Origin of the sequence: Mesorhizobium sp. STM 4661, assembly GCF_000359125.1 — a bacterium.
Classification (GTDB): Bacteria; Pseudomonadota; Alphaproteobacteria; order Rhizobiales; family Rhizobiaceae; genus Mesorhizobium.
In genome coordinates this window covers 1-19,549 of the sequence record NZ_CAAF010000009.1, presented here as the reverse complement: position 1 = coordinate 19,549, position 19,549 = coordinate 1, and the positions used below count along the sequence as shown (strand labels likewise).

Sequence of the window (19,549 nt, the reverse complement as noted above, 5' to 3'; positions counted from 1 at the left end):
AGTGTAGACGAGTGCGCTCGGATCGCTTCCTTTCGTTCTTTCATCGCCGTCGTCGCGCAAGTCACGATCGACTAGGATTTTGATTTCGCGAGGCAGAACGGCTCCAGCTGGCTGCTGCAACAGGTCATGCGCCTGCTGAGCTTCGGGATCAGGAGAAAATCAAAACGCCAAAAGATCAGCTATTCGTTTCTCTTCATGACAGCGAATGGCGACCAGCTTGGAAAGATAACGTCCCTGATCGAGGCAGGCGACATACGCCCGGTAATGGACCGGGTCTTCCCGTTCGACAGGACCAACGAGGCATTGGCTTATCTCGAAACGGGTCGTGCAAGGGGGAAGGTCGTCATCGCAGTGAAGTGACGTCTGGGCCAAAGAGGGGGCATTTGCACTTGCCGCCCGGGCAGACCAATTCGAAACTGCACGCGGCTCGCGATGAACCTGAGCTACGATCGACTTGGCAAGGAGATTCACAATGACGAGATTGATCAAGAACCTGCTGGCGCTGGTCGTGCTCGCCGTCGGTGTGCTGTGGTCGCTGCAAGGCATCGGCCTTGTCCAGGGCAGCTTCATGACCGGCCAGTCGCAATGGCTCTATATCGGTGTCGTCACAGCGCTAATCGGCTTGGCGGGGCTGGTGTGGGCGAATCGTTCGCGCCTGTGAGCGGGCGACGAAACAGGAATTTTCCGTCTTCACCACTTGCCGAGCAAATCCATGCCGGGAACAGTCGAGGAATTGAAAGTCCATTCCATGTGCTCTGGAGTAAGTATAGTAGTCTTATCGACATTAGGGAGTTGGAGAGGACGATGAGCAACCCATTCTCGCGTCCTCACGGACGCAAGGCTAGTCAAATCAGCCTAAACCCAAGCAAAATCAACATTTTCGGCTTGTACATCATGTCACTAGAAATTATGTGTCATGGCAGCTTGGACGCGGCGGGGATGGACCGGAGTGCCAGGCGTTTCGAAACCGGTGGCCTTGCGCCGCCGCATGATAAAGAAACGTTCGGTCCATGCTCACGAAAAAGGGTAAGTACGGCCTCAAGGCGCTCGTTCACCTCGCGCGACTGCCGGCCGGACAGCTTGCCTTCGTCGGCGATATCGCCAGCGGCAATAACATCCCGAAGAAATTTCTCGACGCCATCCTCGGCGAATTGCGCAATGCCGGCTTCGTCCAGAGCCGCAAGGGCAAGGACGGCGGTTATCGCCTGGCGCGGCCGGCCGATGAGATCAAGGTCGGCCACGTCGTGCGCGTGCTCGACGGTCCGCTTGCTCCGATCCCCTGTGCCAGCCGCACCCAGTATCAGCGCTGTGAAGATTGCAACGAGGCGACATGCCAAGTCCGTCATCTGATGCTGGAGGTCCGCCAGGCGATCGCCGAGGTGCTGGACCAGCGCAGCCTCGCCGAGATGCGCGACATCGCCATCGACGAGCTTCCGCTGGCGTTGAAGGTCCAGGCCTGAAGCAAAAATTCCTCAGCCGGCATTCGCCAGGAATGCGCGCATGACTGGGCGCGCCAACTCAATCATCATTGTCGGCGGCGGCGCCAGCGGCGTCGTCCTTGCCGCGCATCTCCTGAAATCGCCCAATCCCGATCTGCGCGTCACGCTGATCGAAAAGCGTCCGCATTTCGGTCAGGGCATGGCCTATTCCACGCTGCTGTCGGCGCATGTGCTGAATGTCAGCGCCGCCGGCATGAGCGCCTATGCCGATGACCCCGGCAATTTCTGGCGCTGGCTGCTCGAGCGCGGCCTGGCCACATCAGAACAGGCGCCGGTCTATGCGCCGCGCAGCGTCTATGCCCGCTACCTCAAGGAGTTGCTGGACGAGCTCGAGGCCCGTGAACGCGAGACGGGCCGCCTTCGGCTGATCCGCGAGGAGAGCCTGTCGATCTCCCCCACCCCATCCGGAGTCGAGGTGGCGCTGGCCAACGGCACCAGTGTCGTCGCCCATCTTGCCGTGCTGGCGACCGGGCATGACGAGGAGCCGGGAGCCGGCCAGGGCCACGCGATCAGGATGGGGTCGGAGGCCGACACGCCGCTGGATGCCGAAGCCCCGGTCCTGGTGCTGGGCACTGGCCTGAGCATGGTCGATGCTTTCCTGTCGCTCGAACAGCGCGGACATCGTGGCGAGATAACAGCGGTATCCAGGCGCGGCCTGTTGCCGTCGCCGCACCGCAAGGGCAATCCGATCAAGCTAGACGTCGCCGACATTCCGCTCGGCACCCAGCTTTCCTATTTCGTCGGCTGGTTCCGCGACCTGATCCGGGAAAACCAGAAAGCCGGCATCGACTGGCGCGACGTCGTCGATGGTCTGAGGCCCTTCAACCAGAAGATCTGGCAGAACTGGCCGACTTCCGCCAAGCGCCGCTTTGTCGAGCACACCAAGGCCTGGTGGGACATCCATCGCCATCGCATGGCCCCCGAAGTCTACGCCCGCGTCACCGAGGCCGTGCAGGCCGGCCGCATCCGGCCTGTCGCCGGGCGTGTCGTCGCCATCGCGGCGGGCGAGGCATTCGCCGTCGAGATCCAGTCGCGCCACACAAAGCGTCTCGAAACGCTCGAAGTCGCCCGTATCTATGATTGCTCCGGCATCGCTCGTGACATCTCGACCACCTCGAACAGCGTGGTGCGCTCGCTGGTCGATCGCGGCCTGGCAAAGCCGGACCCGCTGCGCCTTGGCCTCGACGTGACCGCCAACTGCGAGCTCATCGCCAGCGACGGCACTGTGTCGGCCAAGATCCTCGCCGTCGGACCACTGACGCGCGGCACCTTCTTCGAGATCGACGCCATACCCGATATTCGGGTGCAGTGCGCAAGGTTGAGCAAACGGCTGCTGGGGTAGACTTGTTAAAACCGGCACTCTAGGGCGCCCCCCTCTGTCCTGCCGGACATCTCCCCCACGAGGGGGGAGATTGGATGTCGCGACGGCTTTCGCCAAATCTCCAACGTTGCGAAAGAATGGCGCGGTTAGCGAAGCTGCCGATCTCCCCCCGTGTGGGGGAGATGGCCGGCAGGCCAGAGGGGGGCGCTGTCCCGCGGCCCTATCGTGATTAGCGCCACAGTGCGGCCTTGGCCAACAATCGGAATTTCATTCCTCATCTCGCCGGTCGATTGGCACGATCTATCTTCTTTCAGACTGCAAACGGCTGGAAAAGACGATAGGCTGACCACCTTGCCCGGAGGCGGTCGCTCGCCTGTTACCATGGAGCATTTGATATGAGCGAGCACAAGACCGCCGCACCCGACAGGGACCTGCAGCGCCTGCGGCCGCCCTATGCCTCGGTCCTCGACCTGATCGGCCAGACACCGGTCGTCGAGCTGACCAGGTTCGACACCGGCAAGTGCCGGCTGTTCATCAAGCTCGAAAGCCAGAATCCCGGCGGCTCGATCAAGGATCGCATCGCGCTGTCGATGATCGCCGCCGCAGAGAAACAGGGCCAGCTCAAGCGCGGCGGCACCATTGTCGAGGCCACGGCGGGGAATACCGGCCTCGGCCTCGCCCAGGTCGGCATCCCCAAGGGCTATCGCATCATCCTCGTCGTGCCCGACAAGATGTCGCGCGAAAAGATCCAGCATCTGCGCGCGCTCGGCGCCGAAGTGCGCATGACCCGCTCCGATGTCGGCAAGGGCCATGCCGAATATTATCAGGACATGGCCGAAAAGATCGCCGCCGAATTGCCCGGCGCTTTCTACGCCAACCAGTTCGCCAACCCGGCCAATCCGCTGGCCCACGAGACCACGACTGGTCCTGAGATTTTTCAACAGCTCGAAGGCGATGTCGACGCGGTGGTTGTCGGCGTCGGTTCCGGCGGCACGCTGACCGGGCTTGGCCGCTATTTCGCAAAAGTCTCGCCGAAGACCGAGATGGTGCTGGCCGATCCGGTCGGCTCGGTGCTGGCGCCGCTGATCAAGACCGGCAAGATGGAAGAGGCCGGAAGCTGGACCGTCGAAGGCATCGGCGAGGATTTCGTGCCCCCCAATGCCGATCTGTCGCTGGTGAAAAAGGCCTATTCCATCACCGACAAGCAGAGCATGCTGGCGGTGCGCGACCTCTTGTCCAAGGAAGGCATCCTCGCCGGCTCGTCCTCCGGCACGCTGCTGTCGGCCGCGTTGCGCTATTGCCGCGAGCAGACCGTTGCAAAACGCGTCGTCACCTTCGTCTGCGACAGCGGCAACAAATATCTGTCGAAGGTCTTCGACGATTTCTGGCTGGCCGAGCAGGGTCTGGCCGAGCAGGAACAGCACGGCGATCTGCGCGATCTGGTGATGCGCTCGCACCGCACCGGCGACACCGTCTATGTCGGACCGGCGGAAAGCCTGCTCAACGCCTATGGCCGCATGCGCCGCTCCGATGTTTCGCAACTGCCGGTGCTGGACGAGGGCAAGCTGGTCGGCATCGTCGACGAAAGCGATATCCTCGCCCAGGTCGACGGCCCCTATGACAGCCGCTGGGATCGCTTCAAGGCCCCGGTGCGCACCGCGATGACCTCCAATCTGCACACGTTGCAGGCCAGCCAGACGCTGGACGCGCTGCTGCCGGTCTTCGACCGCAACGAAGTCGCCATCATCTTCGACGGCGATGAGTTTGTCGGCCTGATAACCCGCATCGACCTGATCAACCATCTGAGGCGCGCCCGATGACCGTGAAAGCAACCGTATCGGGCAAGAACCGCCTGGCCTTTTCGACGCGCACCATCCATGGCGGCCAGAGCCACGACCCGCTGACCGGCGCGGTGATGGTGCCGATCTACGCCACCTCGACCTATGCCCAGCAGTCGCCCGGCGTGCACAAGGGTTTCGAATATGCCCGCAGCCAGAACCCGACCCGCTTCGCCTTCGAGCGCGCCGTGGCCGATCTCGAAAGCGGCACAGCCGCCTTCGCTTTCGCCTCGGGACTGGCGGCGATCGCCACGGTGCTCGAACTGTTCGATTCCGGCGCCCATATCGTCGCCACCGACGACATCTATGGCGGCTCCTTCCGCCTCATGGAGCGGGTGCGCAAACGCTCGGCCAACCTGCAGGTCAGCTTCGTCGATTTCACCGACCTTGCCGCGGTCGAGGCGGCGATCCGTCCGGAGACGAAACTGCTCTGGGTCGAGACGCCGACCAACCCGCTGCTGCGCATCGTCGACCTCGAAGGCGTCGCTTCGCTGGCAAAACGCAAGCATCTGATCTCGGTCGCCGACAACACCTTTTGCAGCCCCTATCTGCAGCGGCCGCTGGAGCTCGGCATCGACATCGTCGTCCACTCGACGACGAAATACCTCAATGGCCATTCGGACATGGTCGGCGGCGTCGCGGTGGTCGGCGACAACAAGGATTTGGCCGACCGCCTGAAATTCCTGCAGAACGCCGTCGGCGCGATTTCCGGGCCGTTCGATAGCTTTTTGGCGCTGCGCGGCATCAAGACGCTGGCGCTCAGGATGGAACGCCATTCCGCGAACGGCCTGAAGATCGCGCAATGGCTGGAGAGCCGCCAGGATGTGCGCCGCGTCATCTATCCCGGCCTCGCCAGCCACCCGCAACATGACATCGCCAAACGGCAGATGCATGCCTTCGGCGGCATGATCTCAGTCGACCTCGACCGCGACCTTGCGGGCACAAAACGCTTCCTCGAACGCACGCAGCTCTTCACCTTGGCCGAAAGCCTCGGCGGCGTCGAAAGCCTGATCGAGCACCCCGCGCTGATGACCCACGGCTCGATCCCGGCCGGGAAGCGCGCTGAGATTGGGATTTCAGATTCGCTGGTGCGCTTGTCGGCCGGGATTGAGGACGGCGACGATCTGATTGCGGATTTGGATCAGGCGCTGGGGGGGTGAGCGAGGTAACAAGAAACCTTGCGAGACGTCGGCGGGACAGCGCCCCCCTCTGCCCTGCCGGGCATCTCCCCCACGAGGGGGGAGATTGGCAGCTTCGGCGCTCCGCACACATTCCTGCAATGTTGGGAGATTGGCGAAAGCGGCGGTAACGGCCGATCTCCCCCCTCGTGGGGGAGATGTCCGGCAGGACAGAGGGGGGCGTGAAGGATCACCAACGAGGGGCACTTGTTCTATTCCGTTGACCTTGGCGCCATCTGGCGGAATTGTAGTCTCCCGATGCATCAGATGGCCTGGCTCCGGAAGCTATGAACACCCTCCCGCGCGATCCATCAAAACCCACCGACGCCCCGCTCACCTTCGCCGTGCTCGTCTTCCCCGGTTTTCCGATGATGGCGTTCAGCTCCGTCATCGAGCCCCTGCGCGCCGCCAACGTGCTGGCGAAACGAGAATGCTACCGCTGGATCATCGTCGGCGCCGCTGCAGGCCCGGTCGAGGCCTCGAATGGCGTCGTTATCCAGCCCGGCTTCTTCGCCGGCGATGCGCCCAAGGTCGACCGCATCGTCGTCTGCTCGGGCGGCGATGCCGATCATCTCGTCGCCGAGGACGCGGTGAGCTGGATCCGCAGGAGCCTGCGCGGCGGCGCCCATATCGGCGCGGTGGCGGATGCCGCGTTCTTCCTGGCGCGGGCCGGCCTGCTCGACGGCCATGCCTGCACCTTGCACTGGACCAGCCAGGCCGCCTTCACCGAAGCGTTCCCCGACATCGAGCTCAGGCGCGATCTCTATGTCATCGACCGCAAGCGCTTCACCTCGGCCGGCGGCGTCGGCAGCCTCGACATGATGCTGGAGATCGTTGCATCGGACTATGGCGCCGAGCTTGCCGCCGGCATCGCTGAATGGTTCGTGCACAGCCCCCTTCGATCGAGTGTCGACCGCAAGCTGATGCCGCTGCGCCTGCGCACCGGCGTCCAGAACGAGCTGGTGCTGTCGGCCATCGCCATCATGGAGGATGCGGTGGAGGAGCGGCTCGGCATGACCGACCTTGCCGCCAGGCTCGGTGTGTCCTCCGACAAGCTCGAACGGAATTTTCGCGCCGAGCTCAGCATCTCGCCCAACGGCTACTACCGCCGCCTCAGGCTGAAGCGCGCCGCCGATCTGTTGGCGCATTCGACGCTGATGGTGCGCGACGTGGCGCTCGCCTGCGGCTTTGCTTCGATGTCCAGCTTTGCCCGGGCGTTTCGCGAGGAGCATGGGCATGCGCCGAAGGTGATGCGGCGGCATTAGGATGCCTGAATAGTCGCAAACCTTGGAGATTGGCCGAAACATCCCTCCCTTCGTCATCCCAGGGCGAAGCAAGGAGCGAAGCGACGCAGCGCAGACCCTGGGATCCATGCCGTGACATCTGTGGCATACGAAGGCGGACCAGAATCGAACATCACCTATCCCGCATTCGTTCCTCGATCGGCCACTTTGACCCGTTGCGTTCTTCGGCAGGTATCACGGCATGGATCCTAGGGTCTGCGCTCTGCTTCGCGTCGCTCCGCCCTAGGATGACGAACGCGCGGGGCTTACGGCTAATCACCGACCTTGCTGGAAGGTAAAGTAGCTGCGGTATTCCGCACGACATCTGCGGTGTTCCGCACAAGCTCCTCGTGGTGCGCGACTATGTTCAGAGCCTTCAGGAGGCACCGCCATGAGCATCGTCGTTTTCGACCCCGACAGCACCGAGGATGTGGACTTCAAGGACCGCATGCGCCACCCCGCCGCAGCCGATCCGGCCGGCGGCATGTGGCTTTCCGACACCGAGCCGTCCTTCATCGATGCCGATGCACTGCGCAAGGGCCGGCTGGCCAAACTGCGCGCCTGGATGCGTGAGGCCGGCTATGGCGGCGTCGTCCTGTTCGACCCCTACAATCAGCGCTACGCCACCGGCTCGCGAAACATGTTCGGCTATTTCCTGCGCAACTCGACCCGCTATTTCTTCATCCCGACCGTTGGGCCGATCGTGCTGTTCGAATATCCGCAGAGCTACCACGTCTCCATGGTGCTCGACACGATCGACGAGGCGCGGCCCTCCAAGCTGGTCTGGTCGTCGGTATCGGGCCGCGACGACGAGACCGTCGGGCCCTTCGCCGACGAGATCACCGAACTCCTGAAGCAGCATGGCGGCGGCTCGATGAAGCTCGGGCTCGACCGCTGCGGCCATTTGCAGGCGGTGGCGCTGGAAAAGCGCGGCTGCGAGGTCAGGGATTGTCAGGGCGAGATCCTGGCGGTGCGCGCGGTGAAGACGCCGGAGGAAGTGAAATGCCTGCAAGTGTCGATGGCCGGCGCCGAAGCCGCCGTCTACGCGGTGCGCGAGGCGATCAAGCCCGGAGTATCCGAAAACGATCTGTTCGCCATCATGTATCACGAAGTGATCCGCCAGGGCGGCGAGTTCATCGAAACCCGGCTTTTGACCTCGGGCCAGCGCACCAATCCCTGGTTCAACGAGGCGAGCGGCCGCAAGATCAGGCCCGGTGAACTTTTGGCCCTCGATACCGATACGATCGGCTGCTACGGTTATTATTCCGACTTCTCGCGCACCTTCCGTTGCGGGCCGGGCAAGCCGACCGATTATCAGAAGTCGCTCTACCGCATGGCGCATGACCAGGTTCAGCACAACATCGGGGTTGTCAGGCCGGGCATGGCGTTTCGCGAGATCGCCGAAAAGGCCTGGAAGATCCCCGACCGCTTCATCGACCAGCGCTACACCTCGGTCATGCATGGCGTCGGCATGCATGGCGAGACGCCGTTCATCGCGCACGCCATGGACTACGAGACCTATGGCCGCGATGGTATCGTCGTTCCCGGCATGGTGGTCAGCGTCGAGAGCTATATCGGCGAGAAGGGCGGCCGCGAAGGCGTCAAGCTGGAGGACGAGATCCTGATCACCGACACCGGCACCGAGCTTCTGTCGCGCTTCCCCTATGAGGATGAGTTCCTGGAGAAACAGGTTTGACACCCCATCGCTTCGTCATCCTGGGGCGCAGCAAGGAGCGCAGCGACGCGGCGCAGACCCCAGGACCCATGCCGTTACATCAAGGCGACGCAACGGTGCAGTGTTCTGCTCCGCTGCGCGCTTCGGTCGAGGCCATGGCATGGATCCCAGGGTCTCCGCGACGTCGCTTCGCTCCTGCTGCGCCCCAGGATGACGAAGTCGGGGGAGCTTTTCGGCCAATCTCCAGGGCTTGCGCCAGCCCGCTGAAAGGAGCGGCGTTGGCTGCCCGCAACCCAGGCGCATCCGCATGAAAACGCCCATTTCCATCAAACGCGGCGCGGTGGCCGCCATCTTCATCGACCTGCAGGAGGAGCACCGGCAGGACCAGCGCTATCTCGTCCACGGCTATGAAAAAATCCTCGCCAATGTCCAGCGCCTGCAGGCGGCGGCGCGGGCGAGCGGCGTGCCGCTCTATCACTGGGCCTATATCGTCGATCTCGGCGCCCAGGACCGGCCGTTCCACCCGGTTGAGGCCGACGGCAAGTCGGCCTTCTCCGACAAGGACGATCCGCTCTCCGCGATCTGCCACGAGGTTGCGCCGGCGGATGGCGAAGCCTTGCGGATCAAGGCCGAGGCCAGCGCCTTTCGCAGCGGCCCCGCGGCAGGCGAGCTCAAGGCGCGCGGCATCGAATGGCTGGTCGTCGCCGGGGTCTGGACCGAGGCCTGCATCGACGCGTCGGTCAAGGACGCGGTGGCATCAGGCTTTCGCGTGCTTCTGGTCAAGGACGCCTGCGGCAGCGGCAGCGCGGCCATGCACCAGACCGCCATCCTCAACCTTGCCAACCGGCTCTATGGCGGCGCGGTCACCGACACCGACGGCGCCTGCCGGCTGCTTTCCGGCGAAAGCGTGACCGCCTGGCAGGTCGAAGGCTCGGTGCCGCTACGCTTCACTTACGAGAATGCGGCCCGGCTCTACGGCGAGCTATGACCGGGGTGACCACCGCGATGGCCATCGACGTCGATCGATCCGAAAAGACCAGCCGGGGAAAATACGCCACCCGGCTCGATGCCGAGCTGTGGGACTACATAGACAGGGTCAATGGCTGGTATCCGTCCGAAATCACCGATTTGCCGATCGACAGGCAGCGGATGGTCTACGACAAGATGTGCCGGGCGTTTCGCGCGGCCTACCCGGCCGGGGTCGAGGCCAGCGACGGAGCGGTTGCCGCCGGCGACCACGCGATCCCGGTCCGGCGCTACCGGATGGCGGGCGGGACGCCGCAGGCAACAGTCGTCTATTGTCACGGCGGCGGCTTCATCCTCGGCGGGCTCGACAGCCATGACGACATCTGCGCCGAGATCTGCGCCGGCACCGGCTTCGACGTCCTCTCAGCCGATTACCGGCTGGCGCCCGAGCATTTGCATCCGGCGGCCTTCAACGATGCGCTGGCCGTGTTCGAGTATGCCGCTGCGACGAACGATCTGCCGATCGTGCTCTGCGGCGAGAGCTCCGGCGGCAATCTTGCCGCCGCGGTCGCGCAAGCCTTACGCAACCACCCGCGCCACGCGATCGGCCAGGTGCTGATCTATCCCGGCCTCGGCGGCGACGAAAACACCGGCTCCTACATCGAGCACGCCGAAGCGCCACTGCTGACGCTGGGCGACATCGAATTCTACCGCAACGTCCGCTCCGCAAAGGCACAGTCGCCCGCCGACCCGACCTTTTCGCCGCTCCGAGGCAGCAATTTCTCCGGCCTGCCGCCGACCTTCATCCTCACGGCCGAGTGCGACCCGCTGTCGTCCGACGGCGAGGCCTATCGCGACCGCATCCTTGCCGCCGGCGGCCGCGCCTGGTGGCGCGAGGAGCCGCGCCTGGTGCACAGTTTCCTGCGCGCCCGCAGGACCGTGCCGCGCGCCGGCGAAGCCTTCGCCCGCATCGTCGCAGCCATCGCCGCGTTGGGCAAAGGCGACTGGCCGTACTGAGTCGCGAAGGGGGGGTCTTCTGTTTGCGGAACAGCGCACAAGAACTGCGGAAACCCGAACACTCCCTTACAGCACCCCGCCCTATCATCCCCCGAGGCAATGGCGCTCCGGCGATCGCACCCGTCCCCCGCGTCTGGCGATCGGCCGGGGCGCCCAACAACAGGGGAACGACGACAATGAAGTTCATGCTGACCGGCAGATCACTGCATCCGCGGGCTGAACCCGTCGCCGACGGGTTCAAGAAGGGCCAGATGAACCGGCGCGAATATCTCGCCACCATGGCCGCCCTTGGCGTCAGCGCCGCCGGTGCGCTGGCGCTGGGCGGCCTGGCACCGTCCACGGCCAGGGCCGAGGAGCCGAAGCGCGGCGGCGTGCTCCGCGTCGCCATGAACGTCAAGGGCTTCAAGGATCCGCGCACTTTCGACGGCGTCGAAATGTCCAACATCGCCCGCCAGTGCAACGAATATCTGGTCCGCTGGAACCGCGACTTCACCTTCGAGCCATGGCTGCTCGAGAGCTGGGAGACGAGCGACGACGCCCGCACGCTCACGCTGCATGTCCGCAAGGGCATCACCTGGTCGAACGGCGACACCTTCAATGCCGACGATGTCGTCCACAACCTCACGCGCTGGTGCGATGCTTCCGTCGCCGGCAATTCGGTCGCCGCGCGGCTCGGCGCGCTGATCAACGCCGACACCAAGAAGGCCGTCGATGGCGGCATCGAGCGCGTCGACGACTTCACCATCAAGCTCAATTTGCCGAAGCCCGACATATCGCTGATCGCCGGCGTGGCCGACTATCCCGGACTGATCATGCATCGCTCCTACGATGGCGACGGCGATCCGCTGAAGGCGCTGGCGATCACCACCGGGCCTTGTGAACTGGTGTCATGGGACGCCGAGACCGGCGCCGAGGTCCGCCGCAAGGACAAGCCCTGGTGGAAGGGCGACTTCTATCTCGACGGCATCAAATGGGTCGACTACGGCTCCGATCCCAATGCCATGCTGTCGGCCTTCGAATCCGGCGAGATCGACACCAACCACGAAACCGCCGCCGATACGGTGTCGCAGACCGAACAGATGGAGCTCGGGAATTCGGAGCTCGCCACCGGCTCGACCCTGGTCGCGCGCTTCAATGTCGGCAATCCGCCCTATGACGACGTCAAGGTGCGGCGCGCCGCCCAGCTTGCGGTCGACAATTCAGCGGTGCTGAAGCTTGGCATAGACAATCGGGGCAAGCCCGCCGAAAACCACCATGTCGGGCCGATGCACGCCGAATATGCCGATATCGGGCCGGCCGTGCGCAAGGTCGACGAGGCCAAGGCGCTGCTCGCCGAGGCCGGCAAGGCCGATCATGAATTCGACCTCATCTCGGTCGATGTCGACTGGCAGAAGACGAGCGGCGATGCGATTGCCGCGCAGATGCGCGAGGCCGGGCTGAAGGTCAAGCGCACCGTGCTGCCGGCGGCGACCTTCTGGAACGACTGGAGCAAATATCCCTTCTCCTGCACCGAATGGCTCGGCCGGCCGCTCGGCGTCCAGGTGCTGGCGCTCGCCTATAAATCGGGCGCCGCCTGGAACGAAAGCGCCTATGCCAATCCGGAATTCGACACTTTGCTCGACAAGGCGCTGGCCACTCCCGACGCCGCCGCCCGCAAGGAGATCATGGCCAAGATCGAGCAGAACCTGCGCGATTCCGGCATCATCATCCAGCCCTACTGGCGCTCGGTCTTCCGCACCTATCGCAAGGGCGTGCACGGCTGCGAGCAGCACCAGTCGCTCGAGCAGCATTTCGAGAAGGCCTGGATTGAGGCGTGAGCCTTGCAGACAGCCAATTGTCGATGTTGGCGCCGCCCCTTTTTGCTTTCCAACGTTGGCGACGGGCGAAAGCCGAAGCGACATCCGATCTCCCCCGCGAATACGAGGGGGCAAGTTCAACTTTGAAGCTCCTGCCGCTGCTCTCGCTTCAGGGGGATTAACAGCGGGTTGTTCAATCTCGGAATCAATGCTTGTCCGTCGCGCTATCCGTCGGTAAAAGTCCAGTATGCGTTTGGCGAAACGCGACTTCGCTTAAAATGCGGGATATCCATCGGTTCGGGGCTTTCCGATGAATGTACAGCCAGTTATCCGGCCTATCCATGCCTTGTCGAGCGACGGGCCGGCGCATGCGATTGCCGCCATGTTCGCCGGGGAATTGCAGGTAGCGTCCGTCGGCCTCGACGACAATTTTTTCGATCTCGGCTGCGACTCGTTGATGGCGGAGAATTTTGTTCTTGCCGTGCAGAAGCGATTCGACGTCAGTCTCCAGACCTCGGTTCTGCTGGAGGCGCAGACGCCGCGCGAGTTTGGCAGGGTGATCGCATCCTTGACGCCGCCCCATCCGGCGCGCCGGCTTGTCGTGCCCGTATCCGGCAGCACCGGCGGCGAGCCGCTCGCGATGATCCACGGCATTTCAGGCTCGGCGCTCTTCGCCAACCGTTTTGGCAGGCGTCTCAAGGAAAGATACGCGGTTCTGGCCGTGCGCGGCATGGGGCTCGAGCCCGGCGAGACACCCTGTTCCAGCGTCGCCGAGATCAGTTCCAACTATTTTGAAGGCCTGACCTCGGCCATGGGCCGCCATCCCGGCGTCGTCGGCGGCATTTGCCTTGGCGGTCTGCTGGCCATCGAGGTCGGCCGCATGACCTATGAGGCGACCGGCGAGCGGCCGGCGCTGCTGCTGATCGATCCGCCGCCGCTCGGCTCGGCCTGGCTGAAGCCGATGGAAGACGAACGTATGACCTCTCAAAGGCGGCGCCAGATCACCCGCAAGGTCGTCTATTGGCGCACGCTGCGCGATGGGCTGAAGACGATCGGGCTCGGGCAGACGCGGCTTGGCCGTCACACCAGGCACAAGGCCTTCAAGAGCATGCTCGTCCGCGCCGCCGCGGGGTTCTCTCCCGCTCCTTATCCCTGCGACGTCCTGGTTCTCGCCAGTTCGGAATGGGGCGCCCGGACGGTGGACCAGTACAGGGGCTGGGTGTTTGAAAAGGCCAGGATAAAAACGGTCGTCATGCCCGGCACGCATGACAATTTCCGCCAGGCCAACATGGATGCGATCGACGACGAGATCATCGCCTTCCTCGCCGCCAGAGACGCGGCGCAGCCCAAATTCCAGCGTCATTGATGAGTTTTGGCCGGCAGATACTGGACGCTTTCGCGGCCAATGGCGACCGCGTGGCGATGGTCAGCGGCCGCTCGCGGATCACCTATGCGCAAGCCCTGGTTCAGGTCGGGCATCTCGCTGCCAATTTCAGGATGTCCGGGCTTCAGCCCGGCGACCGTGTCGGCCTTGCCATGGTCGACAATATCGATGTGGTTCTGGCCATTCTCGCCTGCTGGAAGATCGACGCCACGCCGGTGGTCATCGATTTCCGCACGCCGAGGAGCCAGCGGGCCAGAAATATCAGGGATTTCGCGCTGGCGATGATCTTCGAAAGCCGCAGCCCGCCCGGCGACGACCCCTATCCGAGCGCCATCTTTCACGCCGACTGGAAGGTCGCCTCGCCAGCCGCCCATGCCGTCCAGTCCGGCGCCAGCGGCGCGCATCCGGCTTTCCTGATGTTCTCGTCCGGCACCGCCGGCGATCCAAAGGCCTTTATACAGTCTCATGAAGCCTTGGGCGGGCGCGTGACGGGCCGCAAGAGCACGCTCGACGGTACGGAAAAACGCCTTCTGACGCCGATGGTCCTGTCCTATTCGGCGACACGCCATCAGATATTCGGCTATCTGCTCTATGGCGGCACGGTCAGCTTCTTTCCACCGCTGTTCACGCCGTCCGAACTTATCGAGGGATTGCTGACGTTCCGCGCCAGCGGAACCTCGCTGCCGCCGCCGGTGATTGCACGGTTGGTGCGCGAAGTGGGCCAGCCCTCGGCCTGTCCGCTGCCCGATCTCAAGGTACTCTACAGCATTGGCGGGCCGGCGCGCCCCGAGGACAAGCTTGCCGCCTACCGCTATCTGTCCTCCGGCTATCGCATCTCCTATGCGTCGAGCCTTACCGGCAACATCTCGATGCTGTCCGGCCCGGATGTGCTGGCGAGGCCCGAAAGCGCCGGCCGCCCTTTCGGCGGCGTGCGCATCGAGATCGTCGACAACGAGGGACATGTCCTTGCCAACGGTCAAACCGGGCTGATCAAGGCCTGGACGTCGACCATGGCCTCGGCGGTGCTCTTGCCCGGCAATCGGCCTTTCGTCGATCCGAAGATCATGGGTCCCGACTGGGGCATGCCCGGCGACATCGGCTTTCTCGACGATACCGGCTTCCTGACGATCGTCGACCGCGAATCCGACATGATCGTGCGCGGCGGGGTCAATGTCGCGCCGCAGGAGCTGGAGAAGCTGATCCGCACCCACCCCAAGGTTCAGGACGTCGCGGTCGCCGGTTTTCCCGACGAGACGATGGGCCAGGAGATTGCGGTCTTCATCGTCTCCGAGCACGGAACGGTCGACGAGTTCCAGGCCTTCCTGCGCGCCAACATCAGCCCCGACCGGCGGCCGCGCGAGGTCAGGCTGGTGGCGTCGCTGCCCTACAGCGACAATGGCAAGCTGCTGCGCCGCCGGCTCGTCGAGACGCTGTCGGCGCCGCCTCTGGTGAAGTAGTCAGAAGATCTGCATCAGCCATGGCGTCGGCCAGGGCTGCGAAGCCAGGAGGTCGAAGACGGCAAACACGATCAAGGTCGTGACCGCGGCGATCAAGGGGGGCGAGCGCCGCGATGTCGAGCCGAGCGCGAGGATCGCTCCGGCCACGAAGACAAAGGTCGCCGCCAGATGGCCGATCAGCAGGACCAGCACCGCAAGCACCAGGCAAAGGCCGATAATGGCGAGATTGCCCTTCATCGCCGCTTCGCCGGACGGCGCCCATTCGCCATTGGGCACCGCATTTGCGACTGGCGCCTGCCCGCCTTGCCTTTGCCGCCGCAGTCTCAGCGCCGTCTGGATCGATATCATCAGCGACAACAGCGCCAGCAGGCCGGATGTGATCATCGGAAAGATACCGGCCTCGAACGGAAACCATACGGCCGCCGTGACAAAGGCCGCCACGGCAAGCACCGTCAACGCGCTGCTGGCGACCAGGTCGGGCAGTGGCGGCGGCAAGGCGCCCATGCTGTTCCTTGCCTTGATCCAGGACACCGACTGCCTGACCACGCCGGCGACGGAAAGGCCGAGCAGGACCAGAACCAGCGGCTGCGTCAGCCAGGCCCACCCCGAAATCTGGTAGGCGAGAAAGAAATAGCTCTCCAGGCTCGGGCCGAGCACGAAACCGAGCGCAAAGGCCGAACGCGGCCAGTTGAGCTCCTTCATCGCCATGCCGACGGCGCCGATCAGGACCAGGAGAACGAAGTCGAGCGCGCTCATATTGGTCTGATAGGCGCCGACGACGATGAAGGTGATGACCAGCGGCACCAGCACGGCGGCCGAAACGCGGGCGATCCGCGCCAGTGGCCTGGTCAGGATGAGACAGGTGATGGCGCCGATGATGTTGGCGACGGCGATGGAGAACACCATCGACACGGTGACCGCGGCATTCTTGCCCAGCATGTCCGGGCCGGGAATCAGGCCATGGACGACAAAGGCGCCGAGCAGGATACTCATCGAGGCCGATCCGGGCACGCCGAAGGCGATGGTGGGAATGAGCGAGCCGCCCTCCTTGGCGTTGTTGGCGCTCTCCGGCGCGATGACGCCGCGCACATTGCCCTCGCCGAATTTCGGTCCTGGTCCCGGCCGGCGCGCCGCGTGGCCATAGGCGATCCAGTCCAGCACGGCGATGCCGACGCCGGGCACGGCGCCAAGCAGGGAGCCGATGGCGCTGCAGCGCAAGACCAGCGGCCACTCCCGCAGCGTGTCCATCATGCCTTGGCGCATGCCTGAATAGGTCGGGATTTCCGAATCGCCCTGGATCGAGCCACGCATCAGCAGCGAGGCGAGTTCGGGCAGGCCGAACAGCCCGAGAAACACCACGACAATGGGCAGCCCGTCCCACAGATAGATCTGGCCGAAGGTCCAGCGGTCGGCGCCGGCAATGTCGTCGAGGCCGACAAAGCATGCCAGCATGCCGAGCATCGCGGCGGCGAGACCCTTCAGCGGCTGGCTGCCGGCAAGCAGCGCGACAACGGACAGGCCAAAAGCGCAGATGGCGAAGAAGTCGGGCGTCTTCAGATAAAGAACAATCGGCCGCATGATCGGGATCGCCGCGGCAAGCACCAGCGCGCCGAAGACGCCGCCGATCAGCGACGCCGAGTAGGAGGCGCCAAAGGCGCGCGCCGCTTCGCCCTTCTTGGCCATGGCATGGCCATCGAGCACTGTCGCGGCGGCGCCGACCGAACCCGGAACGCCGAACAGGATCGCCGGTATGGTGTCGGACGTCGTGTTGACCGAACCCATGCCGAGCAGCAGCGCGAAGGCCGCATAGGCGTCCATATTGTAGGTCATCGGAATGAGCAGGGCCATTCCGAACAGGCCGCCGATACCGGGAACCGCGCCGACTATGAGGCCGGCGAAGACCCCGGCCATCAGCATCAGCAGTCGAAAAGGCTGCGCCATTTCGACGACAGCCGTGAGGATCACATCCACCCGGGACTTCCTGTCAGACGTCTATTTCACAAGGTTTCTGGCGGCTTCGAGCACTGCCGGATCGGCCTTGAGCTGGTCGGCCACGAGCTTGGTTATCTCCTCGCCGGTGGTGATGTCGAGGCTCAGACTGCCCAGCTTGGCGGCATCAGCGAGAAATTCCGGATCCTTGCTCATGTCGACATAGGCCTTGCGCAAGATGTCGAGCGTCTCGCGTGGTGTCCCCGGCGGCACAATCAAGGGCAAGTGAAAGTCACGCGACGATTCGATCAGCACAGCGGCCTGACGGATCACCGGATCCTTGATCTGGTCGGAGAACTGCGGCAGCGTCGGCGCGGCCGGAATCGTACCAGCTCCGAAGCGCCCGATGACGTTGAACTCTCCGGGCTTGTCGGCGACATTGTAGTAGACAAGTGCGCAGACCCCGGCGACTTCGCCACGCTGACTGGCGACCATGATCTCGGCGGAACCGTCAAATCCGGTGACGATCTTGAACTTGGCATTCAGGCCATTCTTGACCAGGGCAGCAAAAATATAGGTCAGGCTGCTCTTGCCCGATGCCCCAAGCAGAAAATCGCTCTGCAGGAATTTCTCCATCGTGTCGATGCCGGAGCTTTTTGTCGTGATGCATATGGATGGTTCCTTCGACAAGGAACCGATCCACTGCATCGAAAGCGGGTCGAAATCGGCGTTTGCCGGATCGAGCACCGGAGCGAACGGCATGGCTTCGCTGACCGAGGCGATGACGCTGCCATCCGCGGGTTCGCTGCCCAGCATCATCTTGGTGAGTTTCAGGCTGCCGCCGCCCGGCACGTTCTGAACGAGGACGGACGGATTGCCCGGCAGGAATCGGCCAAGGTGCCGCGCCACCAGGCGTGAGGTCAGGTCGTAATTTCCGCCGGCGCCATAGCCGACCTTGATGGTGACGGTCGTGAACTCGGCCGCCTGTGCCTGCAGGCCCATCGCGAACGCAATGCCAGCGGCGACGAAGACGCCGCGCAGCAAACCAGTTGAAAGCATGCCCACCCCCTCTGCTTCACGAATGCTGTTTTGGCGCTAATCGCCAAGATAGCGGTTATCGCCAAGTTGCGCCTGCCATGCAAGCAAGCAGGCGAACCGGATGCTTGTCGCGGCACCGGCTTCGGCATATGGATTGGGCAGTCCAGTCCGTGGCTTGCGCTAAATGACCTCGAAGCCGCTCAAAACGTTCAACGACCTGCTCCACCAGAATTGGCCCGTCAGAAAAGCCAAATCCATCCGCAATAGGCTGGTCGAAGGCAATTTCCGCTCGCATGGGGTGGTCGACGGCCTGAGCTTTGCCGAGAGCTTGCAACGCACCGGCTCGCGACGGTTCTGCTTCACCATCGCCTTCAACACGCCCTGGGTCATCGATGCGCTAACCCGCGCCTGGCAGCTTTATGCCTCGGGAATGACGCTGGTAGTCATCGACAATTCGTCCAGCCAACCGGCGCGCAAGATCATCGAGGACATCTGCCGGGCGCGGGGCGTCGCCTATTTCGGTCTGCCGCGGAACCGGGAGACCAACCCCAACCGGTCGCATGGCATCGCCATGAACTGGGCCTTCCACAACATCGTGCGGCACCTGCGGCCAGAGCTGTTCGGCTTTCTCGACCATGATTGCTTTCCTGTCGCCGCTGTCGACATTCCGAAGCTGATGGAGGCAAAGGTCGTCTATGGCTCGAAATGGCCGGCCAAGCGGGGCCTCGAAGGATGGTTCCTGTGGGCGGGACTATGTTTCTACCGCTTCTCGGCCGTGCAAGGCCTCGACATGGATTTCACCCCCCGTTTTGAACGCGGAATGGATACGGGCGGGGGAAACTGGCCGTTGCTCTATCGCCAGCTCGACCCGGGCGACGTCGCGACCGTCGACAGGAAGGCGGTCGGCCTGCAACTCGACGGCGTCGAGGCCGATTACCGCATGCTCGGCGACATCTTTTTCCACGTGCGCGGCGCCTCGCACAGGAAGTCGATCGACACCAAACGCTATCGCCGGCTGATGTCCGACCATCTGTGGGAAACCTATCTCGGCGGCGGCGACGGCCGGCTCGTCAGGGACTTTTGATACGTCTTGCCTGTCGCCCAAAAGCCTGTGCAGAGGGGTGCCGTCCCTCCAGCCTCTCAAGACCTGAGTTCCTCGCCCACCGCG

Annotated in this window: 15 protein-coding genes and 1 pseudogene; 14 read left to right on the top strand and 2 right to left on the bottom strand. The window is 63.8% G+C overall.

Annotated elements, in window-relative coordinates; genetic code table 11:
- Nucleotides 1-75: 75 nt before the first annotated feature.
- The 13 genes and pseudogenes from MESS4_RS03355 to MESS4_RS03295 all read left to right on the top strand — a co-directional run.
- A pseudogene (locus MESS4_RS03355) lies at nucleotides 76-360 on the top strand (zinc-binding dehydrogenase); the annotation flags it as partial.
- Nucleotides 361-472: 112 nt separating this feature from the next.
- Entirely contained in the window at nucleotides 473-661 is a 189-nt protein-coding gene (locus MESS4_RS33880; RefSeq protein ID WP_006326547.1) for a hypothetical protein, read from the top strand.
- Nucleotides 662-1,010: 349 nt separating this feature from the next.
- On the top strand, nucleotides 1,011-1,460 hold the full coding sequence (locus MESS4_RS03345; protein ID WP_006326545.1) for an Rrf2 family transcriptional regulator: 450 nt from the start codon (nucleotides 1,011-1,013) through the stop codon (nucleotides 1,458-1,460).
- A gap of 40 nt (nucleotides 1,461-1,500) precedes the next feature.
- Entirely contained in the window at nucleotides 1,501-2,841 is a 1,341-nt protein-coding gene (locus MESS4_RS03340) for an FAD/NAD(P)-binding protein (protein WP_006326543.1), read from the top strand.
- A 374-nt stretch (nucleotides 2,842-3,215) separates the two neighbouring features.
- Nucleotides 3,216-4,640, top strand: coding sequence for a pyridoxal-phosphate dependent enzyme (locus tag MESS4_RS03335; RefSeq protein WP_006326541.1), 1,425 nt, complete (start codon nucleotides 3,216-3,218; stop codon nucleotides 4,638-4,640).
- A complete protein-coding gene (locus MESS4_RS03330) occupies nucleotides 4,637-5,818 on the top strand; it encodes a cystathionine gamma-synthase (RefSeq protein ID WP_006326539.1) in 1,182 nt (393 codons plus the stop codon). The genes MESS4_RS03335 and MESS4_RS03330 overlap by 4 nt, the downstream gene beginning before the upstream one ends.
- 305 nt (nucleotides 5,819-6,123) lie before the next feature.
- Nucleotides 6,124-7,101: a GlxA family transcriptional regulator gene (locus tag MESS4_RS03325; protein WP_006326537.1), complete on the top strand. Its 978-nt coding sequence runs from the start codon at nucleotides 6,124-6,126 to the stop codon at nucleotides 7,099-7,101.
- A gap of 409 nt (nucleotides 7,102-7,510) precedes the next feature.
- Nucleotides 7,511-8,815, top strand: a complete 1,305-nt coding sequence (locus MESS4_RS03320) for a Xaa-Pro peptidase family protein (protein ID WP_006326535.1) — start codon at nucleotides 7,511-7,513, stop codon at nucleotides 8,813-8,815.
- A 286-nt stretch (nucleotides 8,816-9,101) separates the two neighbouring features.
- Nucleotides 9,102-9,782 carry an isochorismatase family protein gene (locus tag MESS4_RS03315; RefSeq protein ID WP_006326533.1) on the top strand — a complete coding sequence of 227 codons (681 nt, stop codon included), beginning with the start codon at nucleotides 9,102-9,104 and terminating at the stop codon, nucleotides 9,780-9,782.
- A 17-nt stretch (nucleotides 9,783-9,799) separates the two neighbouring features.
- Nucleotides 9,800-10,777 (top strand): alpha/beta hydrolase, encoded by a 978-nt coding sequence (locus MESS4_RS03310; protein WP_051070838.1) that lies wholly within the window; start codon nucleotides 9,800-9,802, stop codon nucleotides 10,775-10,777.
- Between the two features lie 176 nt (nucleotides 10,778-10,953).
- A complete protein-coding gene (locus tag MESS4_RS03305) occupies nucleotides 10,954-12,594 on the top strand; it encodes an ABC transporter substrate-binding protein (RefSeq protein ID WP_006326531.1) in 1,641 nt (546 codons plus the stop codon).
- Between the two features lie 289 nt (nucleotides 12,595-12,883).
- Nucleotides 12,884-13,939 (top strand): alpha/beta fold hydrolase, encoded by a 1,056-nt coding sequence (locus MESS4_RS03300; RefSeq protein WP_006326530.1) that lies wholly within the window; start codon nucleotides 12,884-12,886, stop codon nucleotides 13,937-13,939.
- Nucleotides 13,939-15,414, top strand: a complete 1,476-nt coding sequence (locus tag MESS4_RS03295) for a class I adenylate-forming enzyme family protein (RefSeq protein ID WP_006326529.1) — start codon at nucleotides 13,939-13,941, stop codon at nucleotides 15,412-15,414. Before MESS4_RS03300 ends, MESS4_RS03295 begins: the two co-directional genes overlap by 1 nt.
- Here MESS4_RS03295 and MESS4_RS03290 read toward each other — a convergent pair whose 3' ends face one another.
- The gene (locus MESS4_RS03290; protein WP_006326528.1) at nucleotides 15,415-17,385 is read right to left on the bottom strand and encodes a tripartite tricarboxylate transporter permease; all 1,971 of its coding nucleotides are present in this window, start codon (nucleotides 17,383-17,385) and stop codon (nucleotides 15,415-15,417) included.
- Between the two features lie 21 nt (nucleotides 17,386-17,406).
- Nucleotides 17,407-18,402, bottom strand: coding sequence for a hypothetical protein (locus MESS4_RS03285; protein WP_006326527.1), 996 nt, complete (start codon nucleotides 18,400-18,402; stop codon nucleotides 17,407-17,409).
- A gap of 163 nt (nucleotides 18,403-18,565) precedes the next feature.
- Between MESS4_RS03285 and MESS4_RS03280 the strand changes: the two genes are divergently transcribed.
- Complete coding sequence (locus MESS4_RS03280; protein ID WP_006326523.1) at nucleotides 18,566-19,465, top strand: hypothetical protein; 900 nt, start codon at nucleotides 18,566-18,568, stop codon at nucleotides 19,463-19,465.
- Nucleotides 19,466-19,549 lie beyond the last annotated feature (84 nt).

What these genes read in the sequence shown, in the direction of transcription:
- MESS4_RS03315 (WP_006326533.1), top strand. Translation starts at nt 9,102, where the DNA reads ATGAAAACGCCCATTTCCATCAAACGCGGCGCGGTGGCCGCCATCTTC.
- MESS4_RS03280 (WP_006326523.1), top strand. Translation starts at nt 18,566, where the DNA reads ATGACCTCGAAGCCGCTCAAAACGTTCAACGACCTGCTCCACCAGAAT.
- MESS4_RS33880 (WP_006326547.1), top strand. Translation starts at nt 473, where the DNA reads ATGACGAGATTGATCAAGAACCTGCTGGCGCTGGTCGTGCTCGCCGTC.
- MESS4_RS03305 (WP_006326531.1), top strand. Translation starts at nt 10,954, where the DNA reads ATGAAGTTCATGCTGACCGGCAGATCACTGCATCCGCGGGCTGAACCC.
- MESS4_RS03295 (WP_006326529.1), top strand. Translation starts at nt 13,939, where the DNA reads ATGAGTTTTGGCCGGCAGATACTGGACGCTTTCGCGGCCAATGGCGAC.
- MESS4_RS03300 (WP_006326530.1), top strand. Translation starts at nt 12,884, where the DNA reads ATGAATGTACAGCCAGTTATCCGGCCTATCCATGCCTTGTCGAGCGAC.
- MESS4_RS03325 (WP_006326537.1), top strand. Translation starts at nt 6,124, where the DNA reads ATGAACACCCTCCCGCGCGATCCATCAAAACCCACCGACGCCCCGCTC.
- MESS4_RS03310 (WP_051070838.1), top strand. Translation starts at nt 9,800, where the DNA reads ATGGCCATCGACGTCGATCGATCCGAAAAGACCAGCCGGGGAAAATAC.
- MESS4_RS03330 (WP_006326539.1), top strand. Translation starts at nt 4,637, where the DNA reads ATGACCGTGAAAGCAACCGTATCGGGCAAGAACCGCCTGGCCTTTTCG.
- MESS4_RS03320 (WP_006326535.1), top strand. Translation starts at nt 7,511, where the DNA reads ATGAGCATCGTCGTTTTCGACCCCGACAGCACCGAGGATGTGGACTTC.
- MESS4_RS03335 (WP_006326541.1), top strand. Translation starts at nt 3,216, where the DNA reads ATGAGCGAGCACAAGACCGCCGCACCCGACAGGGACCTGCAGCGCCTG.
- MESS4_RS03285 (WP_006326527.1), bottom strand. Translation starts at nt 18,402, where the DNA reads ATGCTTTCAACTGGTTTGCTGCGCGGCGTCTTCGTCGCCGCTGGCATT.
- MESS4_RS03340 (WP_006326543.1), top strand. Translation starts at nt 1,501, where the DNA reads ATGACTGGGCGCGCCAACTCAATCATCATTGTCGGCGGCGGCGCCAGC.
- MESS4_RS03345 (WP_006326545.1), top strand. Translation starts at nt 1,011, where the DNA reads ATGCTCACGAAAAAGGGTAAGTACGGCCTCAAGGCGCTCGTTCACCTC.